The sequence below is a fragment of the Lacrimispora amygdalina genome (genome assembly GCF_900205965.1).
Lineage (GTDB): Bacteria > Bacillota > Clostridia > Lachnospirales > Lachnospiraceae > Lacrimispora > Lacrimispora amygdalina_A.
Genome location: NZ_OAOF01000010.1, coordinates 69,954 through 85,639 on the forward strand (window position 1 = coordinate 69,954; position 15,686 = coordinate 85,639).

Sequence of the window (15,686 nt, forward strand, 5' to 3'; positions counted from 1 at the left end):
TATGAACAGCAAATTAAAAGGAAGGATTTTAGCAGATCGTTCCCGTCACAATGAAACAAAACAAAGGCTGACTCAGGCTGCAAATGCAAGTAGAGAACAGGTACTGAATGCATTAGGCACTTTTGAAGAAGGACTTACAGAACAAATGGCAGAAAAATCAAGGGAAACTTTTGGAAACAATGTGATTACTCATGGCAAGAAGGACTCCGTATGGAAGCGGATCTGGGCTGCATTTGTCAATCCGTTTACGTCAATCCTGTTCCTCCTGACAGTCGTCTCTGTATTTACAGATATTATTTATGCAGAACCTGGGAACAAAAGCTTTACTACAGTTATTATTATTACTGCAATGGTGATGATTTCCGGGATTCTGCGCTTTGTTCAGGAAACAAGAAGCGGCAATGCGGCAGCCAGGCTTTCCCAGATGATTCACACAACCACCTGTGTGGAGAGAAAGGAAACAGGAAGCCGGGAGATTCCTTTAGAGGATGTAGTTGTGGGGGATATTATCCATCTCTCAGCAGGAGATATGGTACCTGCAGATGTACGGATTCTCAATTCCAGAGATTTATTTATCAGTCAGTCAGCGCTGACCGGAGAGAGTGAACCGGTAGAGAAACTGGCATGGAATGAATCCAATACAAATGTGCTCACTGAGATGACTGATCTGGCTTTTATGGGAACCAATGTCATAAGTGGGAGCGCAAAAGCAGTTGCTTCTGCGGTTGGAAATGATACGGTGTTAGGAACGGTCGCGAAGGATCTGACTGTAAAGCCGCCGATGACTGGTTTTGAACGGGGAGTGAATTCTGTCTCCTGGGTACTGATCCGTTTTATGCTGATTATGGTGCCTGTTGTACTTTTTATCAACGGATTTACCAAAGGTGACTGGCTGGATGCAACGCTCTTTGCTATCTCTATCGCAGTGGGGCTCACCCCCGAGATGCTGCCCATGATTGTAACCACCTCTCTTGCACGGGGAGCAGTTGCCATGAGCAGAAAAAAGGTGATTATTAAAAATCTCAACGCTATACAGAATTTAGGTTCCATTGACATTCTTTGCACGGATAAAACAGGAACCCTGACACAGGATAAAGTCGTTTTGGAGTATCACCTTGATATTCACGGAAAGGAAGATGACAGAGTTCTCCGCCACGCATTTTTAAACAGCTATTATCAGACGGGACTTAAAAACCTCATTGATCTGGCAATCATTTCAAAGAACCGGGAGCTTGAGCAGAGCCATCTTGAAACTGCATACACGAAGGTGGATGAGATCCCCTTTGATTTTAACCGCCGCCGTATGAGTGTGGTAGTCTCAGATACCGGCGGGAAGACCCAGATGATAACAAAGGGAGCTGTGGAAGAAATGCTCAAATGCTGCTCCTTTGCAGAATATAATGGAAATGTTGAGCCGCTTACAGAAGAGATACGGGAATTTGTTTTATCCAAATCAAATGAGCTCAATGCAGATGGAATGCGTGTGATTGCCGTAGCCCACAAGACAAATCCCGCACCGGAAGGCCAGTTTTCTGTTTCCGATGAGGCAGATATGGTACTGATCGGATATCTGGCTTTTTTAGATCCGCCCAAAGAAACAACCGCCCAGGCAGTAAAGGCACTTTATGAGTATGGTGTAGATGTTAAAATACTGACCGGAGATAATGAAAAGGTAACCTGCTGTATCTGCAGACAGGTTGGGCTTGCGGTAAATGAGCTCCTTCTGGGATCTGAGATTGATGAGCTTGATGACAGGGAGCTGGCCCAAAAAGCGCAGAGCATTACAGTTTTTGCTAAATTATCTCCCTCCCAGAAAGCCAGAGTAGTGAGAGTTCTCAGAGAAAACGGTCATATCGTAGGTTATATGGGAGATGGAATCAATGATGCCTCTGCCATGAAGGCATCGGATGTGGGAATTTCGGTTGATACTGCGGTGGATATTGCAAAAGAGTCAGCAGATGTGATTCTTCTTGATAAGGATTTAATGGTGCTGGAATCGGGAATTATAGAAGGCAGGAAAACCTATGCCAATATGATAAAATATATTAAGATGACGGCATCCTCCAACTTTGGAAATATGTTTTCCGTGCTGGCAGCCAGCGCATTCCTTCCCTTTCTTCCTATGGCATCGATTCATTTAATCTTATTGAATCTGATTTACGATATTTCCTGTACAGCCATTCCGTGGGATAATGTTGATAAGGAATATTTATTAAAGCCAAGAAAATGGGATGCATCGTCTGTGGGTGGTCTTATCAAAGCCTTCCATGGAAGCCACGAATAAAGAAAGGAAGATCCAAATGAAAATTATTATGTATGGATCCCTCTGTTTATTCTGGAAGACGGGACTCAGACCTTTGATATGGCTGACTTTATGGAAGAGATAAAGTCCCGGCCGGTTCAAAATGCCTGCTCCATTGACGGCAAAGGGTGCTGATAAGCGGTTTTTTCATATGCTGTATCAGGATAACAATTATATCAGGAGGTATTTTATGAATACGTTTCAAACCATTACTGCAAAAGAATTTGATTACAATCCATTTCAGTTAATCGGGGATGAGTGGATGCTGATTACTGCTGAAAAAGACGGGAAGGTAAATACGATGACTGCTTCCTGGGGCGGATTAGGGATTTTATGGAACAGGAGTGTTGCTTATGCAGTGATCAGAAAGAGTCGTTTTACAAAAGAATTTGTAGATGGAGCGGACCATTTTTCTCTCTCATTTCTGGATCACAAGACATATGCAAAAGAGTTGGGATATTTAGGCAGCATATCGGGAAGAGACGAAGATAAGATTAAAAAGACCGGGGTAACGGTGAATCATGAGGACGGAGTCCCGTTTATTTACGAAGCTTCCAGAGTTTTAATCTGTGAGAAACTGTTTGTAACAGATATGAAGCCGGAGAATTTTGTGCTACCTGAAATCGATAGTAAATTTTATGCAGATAAAGATTATCACTATCTGTATATTGGAGGCATCACAAAGATACTGAGCAGATAAATGACTGGCGGGCATACATAGGATTCCGAAAATGACGTATCATAAATAAAAAAGAAAGGAGCCTGTTTATGCCAAAAGACAGTCAGCCGGATAATAAGGAAGCCAGAATGGAAAAATGCAATGGTCAGACGCCTATAACAAGAGAGAATCAGAATAAGAATAAAAATGCAAAGCGTAAGTCCATTAAGCATAATGATGTTTAACTAGTATGCCAAACCCCCCATAGATTACAACTCTGGGGGGTTTGGCACGTTCTGAGATAAATTCTTCATTGACAACTTCTGTCTATTGTGATAATTTGAATATAGACAGAAGTTGTCAATCGCAAGTGTGATAGAAGGGAGGCTGCAGGATGGATATAGAGCGTTTTTCCAATATCGACCTGGAAAACGAAAAGGTGCTTCGTATTGTAAATTGTGGATTTGAGGTGTTTGCGAAAAATAATTTTGAAAAGGCGTCAACAAACTTAATCGTGGAAAAGGCAGAGATTTCCAGAGGTCTTTTATATCATTATTTTAAAAGTAAGAGCGAGCTTTATGAATTCCTTTTATACTTTTCTGGAAAACAAGTTTTAAGTAACATAGTGGATTCGGTTGACTGGTCCAATACCGACTTTCTATTGCGGATCAGGCAGGCTTTGGTTTCTAAAATAGATACTCTTGCCAAATATCCATATCTTTACGAATTTTGTGACAAATATGCAAGAGATTATGCGGAGGAATTGAAACAAAAATTAATACCTGGAATACAAAAACGCATATTTGAGGAGAATCTTGATTTTTCACAGCTTCGCAAGGAAGTTGACCCAGAAATGATGAAAAGTACCATAATCAATACTTTGAGTAAAATTACAACTTCAATGTTTAGAGACGGATCTGGGCTTAGTAAAACAGAAAAAATGAAGCTTGCAACAGCAGAAATAGATAAATATCTGCAATTTTTTAGAATTGTGTTTTATATATGATGGAGGTATGCCATGAATAAAGTTTATAATTTCGGCTCAAAAACCATACCCCTGCTTTCAGAGGCTGGCGGTAAGGCAAAGGCACTGATTGAAACTACAAATGCAGGTTTTCCTGTACCCGATGGACTTGTTCTGACAGTGGAGTTTTTTGCAGCATGGACAGATAAAATCAAGAAAACTGAGGAATGGAAGTCTCTGCTTTCAGATGTCACAAAGGATAAGTGCGATGATTTAAAAACATTAGCAGAAAACCTGACGTTTGATAAGGAACAAAGATTGCTGCTTTCAGATGAATTAAAAAACATTAATTCAGATATTTATGCTGTTCGTTCTTCTTCTCCTGAAGAGGATTTGGAGGGAACCAGCTTTGCAGGAATGTATGAAACATTTTTAGGAGTCACTCCTGATATGCTGGAAAAGTTTATTGCAAGGGCGTTTGCCTCCATGCTGGATTACCGGGTACTGGAATATAAGGCACAACACAATCTTTGTCTTGCAAACACAAAGATTGCCGTAATTATTCAGAAACAGCTTTATTCTGCTATAAGTGGGATAGGTTTTTCGGTAAACCCTCAAAACAACAGCTATGACGAGGTAATGATAAACGCTTCCTTTGGTTTAGGAGAGTATGTTGTTGGCGGGAAGGTTTCCTCCGACCATTACATCGTAAATACCGCGCAAAACAAGATCACCTCAAAGAAAATTAAAGATAAAAAAATTGCGCTTCATATCCATAAAAACGGTGGAACAACAGAATCTGTTTGTGATCACCCAGACAAACAGGCACTCACGGATGATCAGATCTTAGAGCTTGCAAACCTTATTAAAGAATGTGAATCATACTATGGTAAACCTGTGGATACAGAATGGGCATATGAAAATGACAGGCTGTATCTGTTGCAGTCCCGCCCGATTACTACATGTTTTCCCGTTTACAAAGAATTATTGAGCAAACCAAATGAGCGAAAAGAGCTTTACCTTGATATCGTAAAAATGTCACAAGGGTTCCAATGGTCTATGAGTGAGCTTGGCTGTGATATATTTTGTGAGCTTATAAGTAAGGCAAAGCAGGGCTTATTTCCCATAGGAAGGGATGGAGCGGTTTACGGGTGTCATGGAAGGGTTTATATACTTCTTGGAAATTTAGGCAGGATTTTAGGCGAATCTAATGTTAAAAAAATTATTTCTTCGGTTGATCCATCCTTTACAAAAGTCTTTTCATCTTTCGTATTCAAAAATTATTTTCCTAAACACAGGCCCCCAAAAATGAAAGGTATTGTGGGAAAATCTTTCATGCTTGGAGCAAGACTTAGTCCCTCAATGATCTCCGCGGCTATTGATTTTGATAAAACAATTAATGATTATTATAAAACAACCGATTACTGCTTAAAAAAATTGGATAGCCTTCGTAATAGTAAAGAGAATTTTATCGGACAGATTAATGCTGCTTTTGAGGTGTTTAATATTATGGTGTCCAAAATGATGCCCATACTGCTTGCGGTGAACGCCACTTCGTCGTTGATGAAAATGTTTCACGATAAAAGCCTGGAAGATGATATTCTCGCACTTAATATGGATTTAAAGGGGAACCCCACAAGTGAAATGGGTTATAAACAAGTTGAACTTGCTTCCTTTCCTGAGTTTATTGCAGTCAACAGCTTTGAGGAATTTTCCCGTAAACTGAATAACAGAGGTTTTTCTGCGGAGTTTACCGGGGTCTATAATGAGTACATGAGGTTATATGGCTGCCGTGGCATCGGTGAGATAGATATTGCCAGTGAGAGAACCTACGAAAACTTAGAAAGATTCTATACCATTCTAAAGCAGATTAATATTTCTGACAATGCGTTAATTAAGGTGCAGGAGAGAAAAAAAGCAGCATATCACAGACTTTTAAACCAGGCCAAGAAGATAGGAAAAGAGAAAAAATTCATAAAACTGGCAAAACAGCTTCAGTGGATGGGGCTTCGTGAACATCCGAAATATATGTATGTGTATGCTGTTGATGTATTAAGGCACAATGCTCTGAAAATTGCGGAGAAATTTGTTTCAGATGGCAGACTTAACAGGGTAGAGGATATATTTTTTCTCACGAGAGAACAAATTGAAAAAGGACAAAACAATAAAAATATAAATATTGGTTTATTTGTGAACGAAGAAAAGAAAATGCGACTGAAACGATAAAAGACGGAGATTTACTTGAGGTTGACGGAACAAATGGATTTGTAAAAATCATTAAAGAAAAGACATTGGATTAATAAAAATGATGTGATATATTTAAACAGGGACAAACCCTGTTTTGGATAGTAAAATAAGGGGAAGAAATGTGGAGGAAAAGTGATGGATAGAAAATTAACGATAATTTATTTTAGTCCGACTGATACAACTAAAAAGATTGTAAATGCGATAGCTAAGGGAATGGGTGATAATTGTGTTCAGACAATCAATCTGACTGATCCCAGGGCCCGCAGCTTAAATTATTCTTTTAAGAAGGACGAGATAATTATAGTAGGGATTCCTGTATATGGTGGAAGGATACCAGGTTTCCTGACCCCTGTATTTGATAATATAAAGGGTGAGAGTACGCAGGCAGTCTTTGTAGCAGTCTATGGAAACCGAGCTTATGAAGATGCACTATTGGAACTGAAACATACATTTGAAGAGAATGGTTTTGTGGGTTTGGCAGCAGGAGCGTTTATCGGTGAACACTCAAACACAGAGAAGGTGGCAGGTGGAAGACCGGATGCTCAGGATATTGAAGCAGCGGAAGGGTTCGGAAGAGAAATTGCCGAGAAAATGAAGAAAAAAAGCATCTCTGGAATAACCGTTAAAGGTGATTACCCGTATAAAGAAAGAAAACCAGCTGTACCGATGGCACCTGATACTTCTGAAAGCTGCATACAGTGCGGGATTTGTGCAAAATACTGTCCAATGGAAGCAATCAGTTTCAGTGATGCAAAAATAACAGACCCATTGAAATGTATTCGCTGCAGCAGCTGTGTAAAGCGCTGTCCCCAGAAAGCGAAAACCTTTCATCATGAAGCTTTTAATAAAATAACGGAATGGCTTATAGAAAATTACAGCCAGGACAGAAGTGAGCCTGAATGGTTTATATAAATCGGAGGTGTCTATGTCAGATCATTCCATGAAACTTTTTCAAACAGATACAAGGAACAGGAGCTGTCAGTTTGGAATCCGGACCGGATACCACGAAAAAGAGCGGAACCAGATGATTAAGAAGCCTCCGCATTTCTGGTTACAACGCCAGAATCCTTATATCTGATGTTGACCAGTAAATCTGGACAAAAAATTGACGGACTTGGGATTTTATGGAACAGAAGTGTCGCTTATGCTGTCATCAGACAGAGCCGTTTAACAAAAGAATCTGTAAATGACCAGAAATGATGATAGTGACAACGAGCATGAAAAAATCCTCAGAGTGCAGCTCTGGGGATTTCTTAAACACCCTTTGGGTCAATAATTATTTTTCTACTTTTATATTATCCAAAATAAATGACTTATCTTCATTGATTACAACATCGGCTTTTATAGACCCAATATATTGTGGTGTAGCAATATTAGTGAAAATAGCTTCTATTCCTAAAGTTATATTTACTCCATTGTCAAAAGAAAATGATACATTGTTACCATAAGAAATTTTTTCGAAATTCCAATTAGAATCAGCAAAGTTTTTAAGATCGATGTCATATAAATCTTTTTTATTGATAATTATATCTAAAACATTGTCACTCTGTAATTTGTAGTTGATTGCTTCATTTAACTGTTTTTTATAATTATTTGCTGAAAAATTTATAATATTTAAAGAGCTATTAGAGTCCTTAGAGTCCTGGTAAAAACCATATAAATCTTCAATATATACCTCAGATCCAGATTCAGTATTAAAAGAGCATAATATAATGTCCTCTTGACCTATTTGAATATCTTTTAATTTAGGAAGAACAAACATTGGTGTCATATATTTGATGTCATATTTTTTTAACTCATTTCCATATCTGACTATGATACCTTTATAGCTATCAGTATTATCATTTATGCCATATATATAGAAATTCTTTTCTGGAATTTCAGCTAATAAAGGAAATTTAGATTTTTTAAATGTATCTTCATTTGTAATATTCTTATCTAATTTATCAATACTTAACTCTTTATTCGCTTGATGTTTGCTTAAATATAATATGACTATTCCAGCTAATATAACTGCTATACCCCAAAAAATATACTTTCTTTTAACGTTCATACTTAGTTTCCCTCCTTGATAATTTAATTACTATGATAGTTTATGCACAAAATTTTGTCAACTGTTGCAACTAATGCTTTATTAACATATGATTGCAACTATTGTTTTATTAACAATAAAGTAAGCTCTAACTGGAGTGTCAGTCGGAGCTTACTTTTCTATTAATTAATAACCTTGAACTTTAAAAAAGGTATGTCCACCAATAACCTTTTTTTCCGTAACTTTAACATAATCTCTACCATTAAAGGTATATGATTCTGTTGAACCTGATTTTTTGATTTTGTTTTTGTATAAGCTATTTGTAACAAACCAAAGACAAGTTCCTATAGGATTTACAACGCTATTTGGATTTAAGAAAAATTTTTGTGCTAAATCTAAGCATTCTTGCCAAGCAGTTGAGTTTATATCAGGCTTTAATGCAGATTCTGTTGTCATTCCTTCAAATGAGTATTTTTTTAGTATTACTCCCGAATATGAATTTCCACCAAATTCAGATGAGTTTTTAGCCATTCTGTTTCTTACTACATAGCCGCAACCTCTTCTGCCTTGATCTGATTCACCCCTTGCTTCTGAGTAGAGCATTCGCGCAATAAGATCTGTTTGACTCCTGTCTTTTAAATCATTCGTACTGTTTAATGGATCTCCATAACCCATAATTAATTCCTCCTTTATTCTAATCGACATTGTTTTATAACCGGTTATGCTTAATAAAAAGGAATTAAATTCTTATTTGTAAACATTGACTTTAAATTAAATACCTTTATTATTTGTTATCTCATAAATTGACAGGTTACATACCATTATTTATAATAAAACAATACAGCAGTGAAATATAAAAAACGGAGGCGTCTATGTCAGATCATTCCATGAAACTTTTTCAAACAGATACCAGACACTGGTTTGAACGTGCTCTTGGTACCCCTACCCTGGTTCAGAAACAGGCATGGCCTGAAATTGCAGCAGGCAGGCACACCCTTGTTTCCGCCCCTACCGGAACGGGTAAGACGCTGACGGCATTTTTGATATTTCTTGACAGGCTTTTAAACGAAGCAGTAAGGGGTGAGTTAAAACAGGAATTGCAGCTGATTTATATTTCTCCTTTAAAATCCCTGGCTGGTGACATCAGGGAGAATCTCAGGCGGCCTTTGGAAGGAATTGTGCAGGAGAGAAAAAAATCAGGGAATTTTAACGGGCAGGAGCTGTCAGTTGGAATCCGGACCGGTGATACCACACAGAAAGAACGGAACCAGATGATTAAGAAGCCTCCGCATATTCTCATCACAACGCCAGAATCCTTATATCTGATGCTGACCAGTAAATCGGGACAGAAAATATTAATGACTGCAAAAGCACTGATCATTGATGAACTGCATGTGATGATTGATACCAAAAGAGGAGCCCATTTAATGCTTTCTGCGGCGAGACTGGACAGGCTCTGCAAAAAGCCCTTGCAGCGCATCGGGTTGTCTGCAACCATTGAACCTCTTGATCTTGCGGCGAAGTACTTAGCACCTGGAGAGGTCTCCATTGTTGCACCCGGAATGAATAAGGAGATACGGATTGAGGTAAAAAGTCCTTTTTCAGATGGCAGCATTCAGGGGAAGGATTCCGTCTGGAAAGACATTGCGAAGACGATATATTCTTATATAGACGGATCGGGCAGCTCTCTGGCATTTGTGGAAGGACGGGCATATGCAGAAAAACTGGCTCATTTTATGAACGAATTAGGTGGGGAAGGCTTTGCCCGCACCCATCACGGAAGCTTATCAAAGGAACAGCGGTTTGAAGTGGAGCAGGCTCTTCGCAATGGGGCATTAAAACTTCTTTGTACCACCTCTTCCATGGAACTCGGCATCGATGTGGGTGAGATCAAACAGGTATTCCAGGTCGGATGCCCCCGTTCCATCTCAAGTACCATGCAGCGGCTGGGGCGGGCAGGGCACAAACCAGGCCGTATCAGCATCATGTATATGTTCCCCAGAGAGTCTTCGGAAGGATTGTACTGCGGATTTACCGCAGAGGCAGCCAGAAACGGTAAAATTGAGTACGCCAGCCCGCCCAGGCTATGCCTGGATGTTCTTGCCCAGCATCTTGTATCTATGGCGTGTACGAAAGAATACGGCGTGGAGGATGTGATGTATATTCTGTCCGGAGCGTATCCGTTTTATGACGTAACTGCTGAGGAAGTGAAAGGTGTTCTTCGGATGCTGGCAGGTGACTATGAGCATGAAAGGGATATTCCGGTAAGACCACGCATTATCTACGACAGGATTCATGACCGGGTAAGTGCAGATGCTTATAGCCGCATGCTGGCAATCAGTGCAGGGGGAACCATACCGGACAGAGGACTTTATACAGTCCGTTCGGAAAGCGGAGTCAGGCTGGGAGAGCTTGACGAGGAATTTGTTTTTGAATCCAGAATCGGGGACCGTTTTTTACTGGGAACATTTGCGTGGCAGATCGTAAGTATTATGAGGGATACAGTGATTGTATCTGCTGCTAACCCTTCCGGGGCCAGACTTCCATTCTGGCATGGAGACATCAAAGGGCGGAGGATGAGAACAGGACTTGTGTTTGGTGAGATTCTGCGCAGATTCAATCAGGCAGGAAGTGCAAACGCCTTGTTGGCTGAATTGAAAAGTCTGGGACTGGATGAACAAACCGGGGAACGTGCCCTGGATTATCTGCTCAGTCAGCAAAAAAGTACGGGCATTCTTCCTGATGACAGAACCATTCTGGTAGAACACTTCATGGATGAAAACAGCAATCATCAGATGATGGTACATTCTGTATTTGGACGCCAGGTCAATGAGCCCTTGTCCCTTCTTATGACGGAAGCGGCAAAGCTTCATGTGGAAACCACCATCAACGCTACAGCAGATGACGATGGATTTTTGCTGTTTCCTTATGATGGCAAGCCGCTGCCCGACGGACTTATATATGAAATATCTCCCCAGACGGCTGGCCAGATTGTTGCTGCATTACTTCCCGCAACGCCCCTGTTTCATATGAATTTCCGCTACAACGCTGCCAGGGCACTGATGATGGGAGTGAGGAATCAGAAGCGTCAGCCTCTCTGGATCCAGCGAATGAAAAGTGCCCAGATGCTTTCTTTTCTTGTGAAACAGGATGACCATCCCATACTGAAGGAAACAAAACGGGAATGCCTGGAAGACTTCTGGGATTTAAAAGGATTGGAAACCGTTTTACATGAAATACAATCAGGTGAAATTCAGATACGGGAGATGTACTTAGAGACACCTTCTCCCATGTCATTGCCATTAAGACGTCAGACGGAAGCCTCCATGATGTATGATTATTCACCAACACCCCAGAACATCCATGAGGCGGCAAAAGAAGCACTTCATGAGGCAGCAGGGATCACGCCGGAACCGGAGCAGCTGGCCCGTGTTTCCAGGCGGCTGCGTCTTCCGGAAGATGAAATACAGCTTCACACACTTCTCATGATAGAGGGGGATTTAGAAGCAGGAGAACTTGATATTCCCATCGAATGGCTGGAAAAGCTGGCGTCGGAAGGAAGAGCACTCTACGTAGAACCAGGGTTATGGATTGCAGCAGAGCATGAAAATGATTATGAGAATGCCCTTGTTAAGGGGCAGAAGAATGCTTCGAAACGTCTTGTTCAAAGATTACTGAGGTATCGGGGTGCGAAAACCCTGGAAGAGGTGGCTAAGCGGTATTTATGGACAGATGACAGGGCACTTGGTATTTTATCTGCATTGTGCGACCAGGGTAAGCTGATACTGCAGGATGATATTTATTATCATTTCGAGCTTTATGACAGGGCCAGAAATGAAACGATCAGAAACAGAAGGAAGCAGATATCCACTCTTCCTCCCGAGCGGTATGCTGCTCTCATGGCAATGCGCCTGCGGATATCGGCATCTCCTCTGGAACAGCTGGAAGAAGCAGTAAACGGGCTTTTGGATCAGCCCTTTCAGGCACAAATGTGGGAGTCTGTACTCTTGCCTGCACGGGTGAACCGCTATCATCCGGAACTCATGGATTCTCTTTTGACAGCTGGAAAGGTATTCTGGCAGATGGGGGAGGGGGCCAGTCTCACCTTTCATCAGACTGCAGACATTGACTGGACTGCAGATTTATCAGAAGTATATGAACGGCTGGAAGGAGAGGAGAAGGCTGTGTACGGTGCCCTGTTAAAACATGGGGCAAGCTTCATGCAGAGACTGGAGGGAATTCTGGGAAAGTCACCTTATGAAGCTCTTTTTTCACTGACCCAAAAGGGGCTTGTAAGCGCAGACAGTCTGATTCCGGTCAGGCAGCTGATGATCAGGGACCAATTAAATAAGGGGACTGTACGCCAGCGGGTAAATGCAAGGACAAAGATTCTGCTGACAGGAAGATGGGAAGTTATCCGCCCTCTTAAGAATATTACAGTTGAACAGATACTTAACCGTAACTTTGATAAAACCGTCCTAGTCTGCAGAGAGACAATAAAGGGAATCCCATGGAGTACAGCACTGGAGACACTGCGGATCTGGGAATATACTGGCAGAGTGCGCAGGGGATACTTTATCGAAGGTCTGTCCGGGATACAATTTATCCGGGATAAGGATTATGCAGGAACCATGGTAAGCCTTTCAAATCCCAGAGAAGGGGTGGTCTGGCTAAACGGGGCTGATCCAGCCCAGCTTTGGGGGAAAGTGCTGCATCATCAGGAAGGAAAAACATTTTTAAATGTACAGGGGACTGCGGTTGCATTCGTATCGGGAATACCTGCAGCGGTTTTGGAACGTCAGGGCAGGGTTCTTAAGATATTTGATATGGGTTGTGCCGGAGAGGTTCTTACAGAGTTTGTCAGGGAATTTACGGCACACCGGATATTCCCGTCGCGTAAAAGAATTGTGATAAAGGAATTTCCAAAAGAAGCAGAAAGCCTCCTCCGTCTTGCCGGGTTTCAGCGTGAACTTCAGGATTATGTACTGTATTGTCTTTAGAGACATTGCGCTAAGCTGGAAATGGGAGAAGAGCATGGTCCGGAGTAAAAAAACACGGGCAGATTACCGGACCATCCGGTTTTTTCTGCCCGCTTTATTTAATTATTTATATACTTATTTTTCGTATACTTTCCATTCAAGAATACCGGTTGAACTTGTTCCATTTGAATCCATCACGATGGAAATAGCCCTTGTATTTACAGGCGTAAAAGTGGTTTTATTATATTGATTGATCTTTGTACCAAGACCTTCTGGATTCTGAACCTCCTGCCATGCACTACCATCCCAGTAGTAGATGTAGTAGAAAGCAGGTACATCAATTCCCTGACCATCTTTAAACCAATAGACATCACATCCTGTAATGTTGTGATTTTCATTAAATGTGTACTGAACCCATTGTGAACCGGTTTCCGGCCAGTTTCCGTAAACAGCACCGCTTCTGTCATTTGAATCTGCAGGATCAATTCCATCATTCAGTGCACTTATGTTTTCCCAGTCAGATACATAAGAAGCCGTGGCAGCGGCTAGTCCGGCTATGTTTTTAAACTGAGGCTCCGGGTCTGGATCTGGATTTTGGTTAGAGGCAGACTGCACAAATGTCATTTCAGTCCCCAGACTGCCGATCTGTGATAATTCCAGACCTGATTCCCACTCATTCCACCAATTGGAATCGGGAGTTGTAACGCTGGTAAAAGAATCCCGGTATCCTGCCCGGAATAAATCGCCCCTGTTTCCTCCGTTTTCATTTCTTTCCATATCATAATAGCCATCTGCCTGTTCAAGAGATACTAAATAATGGCTGCCAGATGTCATTTCGTTTTTGGAATTATTTCCCTTTTCGTCCACGTGCCAGATTGCCAGTCCTGCATCAGGTACATCAGCATATCTGCCATTTCTTTGAATGTTTTCTATTAAAAAATATTCATTAGACTGACTGCCTGACCATTTATAAGTATAGGAATTTCCATTGCTGTCAGCAACTGCAGTAAATTTAGTTCCGGCACCATATTCGTTCATGTTCATGGGCAGATTCCAGCGGGAAATGATATTTCTGCAGTATGGATCCGGCGGTACAGGATTTTTATAATTTAAAACGGTGCTCATTAAACTGTATGCTCCGGTACCTTGTGAATCCCCATCGTAATCATAAAGATCCGGATATCCGTAAATCATATGACCACTCTCATGACATATTGTGTAGAGTGACATATCACTGCCTATTTCAGACATCTCATATTTCTGGATTCTGACACCGTTAATATAATCGGATTTGGGATACCAGGACTGATGTGGCCATAAGCCTTTTGCCCATCCGGCATCTGGCGTTCCTGCGTAGAGGAGGTTAACGGCTTTTAAGTATCCTCTGGAATCAGTAGTAAGAGAGGAAAGGTTAAATCCGGAAGATTTAAGCCATTGAAACGTCTCCTCAGCAAGTTCATCTGATTTTGCATAGGAACCAGTTTGTTCATAAATATCGTCGTAATAGGATTTGGGGTGCTTCGCAGTATAAAATCCGATTAATGTATTTGTATAAGTGACTTTTCCGCCGGAGACGTCATAATAATAATCTTTTATAGATCCATTGTTGTTAAAGCCTGTGTAACCTGTTTCGTTAAAGAAACGGTCTATTTCTGAACGGCTGATATCACTTTTTACATCTGGGAAATCAACTAATATTGTCAGGCCTTTTACATCACCGGAAGTTCTTATTTTCGAATCCAGGAGTCCTCTGTCTAAATCACTATCTGATTCCGGAGCATTTTTAAAATCAGTTCCATGGAGTCTTTTCCTTACTTCATCAGCTTTGTCTTTGATTGCCTCTTTTTTGATTTTTACATGCTTTTCCAGGTTAGTCTTTCCCGGATCTTCGGATCTTCGGCTGTTAATTCCTTTATATACGATTCCGGAAGATACATATTCTGTTTCGTCATCATTTAATTTGGCATAACAGATCCAGCCGTTTTCATCACGGATAAGGGTATACCCTTCCGGAGTCTCAATCTGCTGGAAATATTCATCTCCTGTGGCACTTACTAAGACCCTGCTTCCATCGGGCTGTACTAATTCAAATTGTTTGTTGACATAGGGAGCTGCTAAAACGCTGGAGCTCATGATTGTAAGCATTGCTGCTGCAGCAAATCCAGTTGTTAATAATTTGATTTTCTTCTGCATACTTAATTCCTTTCGTTTTCATCTTTTGCTTTTCATACCCCTGTTACTTTTCATACTTCCTCACGGAGCAGATCTCCTTATTGTAAATTCCGCAATGGTATCACCCCCCTCCTGTAAAATTATTTAATTTACAAAAGTTTTATCGTATTTGTTTGTGAAATAATAACATTAGTCCTTGAAAATTAAAAATTATTAAACAAAAAATCCGTTAATTTATTGATAAATACAGTAATAATGCAAAAATAACAGAATTTAATTGTAAAAAAAGAGACCGATCTTTTGCAGCCGGTCTGTTTTGCTATATACAGATA

General features: G+C 40.8%; 9 protein-coding genes and 1 pseudogene. 7 read left to right on the forward strand and 3 right to left on the reverse strand.

Features of this window, described 5'->3' with window-relative positions:
• Position 1 precedes the first annotated feature (1 nt).
• From mgtA to CRO04_RS14385, 6 genes and pseudogenes are all read left to right on the forward strand, one after another.
• Positions 2 to 2,257, forward strand: a pseudogene (gene mgtA / locus CRO04_RS14365) (magnesium-translocating P-type ATPase); the annotation flags it as partial.
• A gap of 235 nt (positions 2,258 to 2,492) precedes the next feature.
• Positions 2,493 to 3,002, forward strand: coding sequence for a flavin reductase (locus CRO04_RS14370; RefSeq protein WP_097004950.1), 510 nt, complete (start codon positions 2,493 to 2,495; stop codon positions 3,000 to 3,002).
• 68 nt (positions 3,003 to 3,070) lie between these two features.
• A complete protein-coding gene (locus CRO04_RS27055; RefSeq protein WP_278321371.1) occupies positions 3,071 to 3,205 on the forward strand; it encodes a hypothetical protein in 135 nt (44 codons plus the stop codon).
• Between the two features lie 149 nt (positions 3,206 to 3,354).
• The gene (locus tag CRO04_RS14375; RefSeq protein WP_097004951.1) at positions 3,355 to 3,966 is read left to right on the forward strand and encodes a TetR/AcrR family transcriptional regulator; all 612 of its coding nucleotides are present in this window, start codon (positions 3,355 to 3,357) and stop codon (positions 3,964 to 3,966) included.
• 12 nt (positions 3,967 to 3,978) lie between these two features.
• Positions 3,979 to 6,150: a PEP/pyruvate-binding domain-containing protein gene (locus CRO04_RS14380; RefSeq protein ID WP_097004952.1), complete on the forward strand. Its 2,172-nt coding sequence runs from the start codon at positions 3,979 to 3,981 to the stop codon at positions 6,148 to 6,150.
• Between the two features lie 156 nt (positions 6,151 to 6,306).
• The gene (locus tag CRO04_RS14385; protein WP_097004953.1) at positions 6,307 to 7,083 is read left to right on the forward strand and encodes an EFR1 family ferrodoxin; all 777 of its coding nucleotides are present in this window, start codon (positions 6,307 to 6,309) and stop codon (positions 7,081 to 7,083) included.
• A gap of 364 nt (positions 7,084 to 7,447) precedes the next feature.
• On the opposite strand, the gene CRO04_RS14390 is transcribed toward CRO04_RS14385, so the two are convergent.
• Both CRO04_RS14390 and CRO04_RS14395 read right to left on the reverse strand, forming a co-directional pair.
• Positions 7,448 to 8,224 (reverse strand): hypothetical protein, encoded by a 777-nt coding sequence (locus tag CRO04_RS14390; protein ID WP_097004954.1) that lies wholly within the window; start codon positions 8,222 to 8,224, stop codon positions 7,448 to 7,450.
• 165 nt (positions 8,225 to 8,389) lie between these two features.
• Positions 8,390 to 8,878: a cell wall hydrolase gene (locus tag CRO04_RS14395; protein WP_166432568.1), complete on the reverse strand. Its 489-nt coding sequence runs from the start codon at positions 8,876 to 8,878 to the stop codon at positions 8,390 to 8,392.
• Positions 8,879 to 9,075: 197 nt separating this feature from the next.
• Here CRO04_RS14395 and CRO04_RS14400 point away from each other — a divergent pair, with 197 nt between their 5' ends.
• The gene (locus tag CRO04_RS14400; protein WP_097004956.1) at positions 9,076 to 13,203 is read left to right on the forward strand and encodes a DEAD/DEAH box helicase; all 4,128 of its coding nucleotides are present in this window, start codon (positions 9,076 to 9,078) and stop codon (positions 13,201 to 13,203) included.
• A gap of 114 nt (positions 13,204 to 13,317) precedes the next feature.
• On the opposite strand, the gene CRO04_RS14405 is transcribed toward CRO04_RS14400, so the two are convergent.
• A complete protein-coding gene (locus tag CRO04_RS14405) occupies positions 13,318 to 15,375 on the reverse strand; it encodes a M6 family metalloprotease domain-containing protein (protein ID WP_097004957.1) in 2,058 nt (685 codons plus the stop codon).
• Positions 15,376 to 15,686: the final 311 nt, after the last annotated feature.

What these genes read in the sequence shown, in the direction of transcription:
- CRO04_RS14370 (WP_097004950.1), top strand. Translation starts at nt 2,493, where the DNA reads ATGAATACGTTTCAAACCATTACTGCAAAAGAATTTGATTACAATCCA.
- CRO04_RS27055 (WP_278321371.1), top strand. Translation starts at nt 3,071, where the DNA reads ATGCCAAAAGACAGTCAGCCGGATAATAAGGAAGCCAGAATGGAAAAA.
- CRO04_RS14375 (WP_097004951.1), top strand. Translation starts at nt 3,355, where the DNA reads ATGGATATAGAGCGTTTTTCCAATATCGACCTGGAAAACGAAAAGGTG.
- CRO04_RS14380 (WP_097004952.1), top strand. Translation starts at nt 3,979, where the DNA reads ATGAATAAAGTTTATAATTTCGGCTCAAAAACCATACCCCTGCTTTCA.
- CRO04_RS14385 (WP_097004953.1), top strand. Translation starts at nt 6,307, where the DNA reads ATGGATAGAAAATTAACGATAATTTATTTTAGTCCGACTGATACAACT.
- CRO04_RS14390 (WP_097004954.1), bottom strand. Translation starts at nt 8,224, where the DNA reads ATGAACGTTAAAAGAAAGTATATTTTTTGGGGTATAGCAGTTATATTA.
- CRO04_RS14395 (WP_166432568.1), bottom strand. Translation starts at nt 8,878, where the DNA reads ATGGGTTATGGAGATCCATTAAACAGTACGAATGATTTAAAAGACAGG.
- CRO04_RS14400 (WP_097004956.1), top strand. Translation starts at nt 9,076, where the DNA reads ATGTCAGATCATTCCATGAAACTTTTTCAAACAGATACCAGACACTGG.
- CRO04_RS14405 (WP_097004957.1), bottom strand. Translation starts at nt 15,375, where the DNA reads ATGCAGAAGAAAATCAAATTATTAACAACTGGATTTGCTGCAGCAGCA.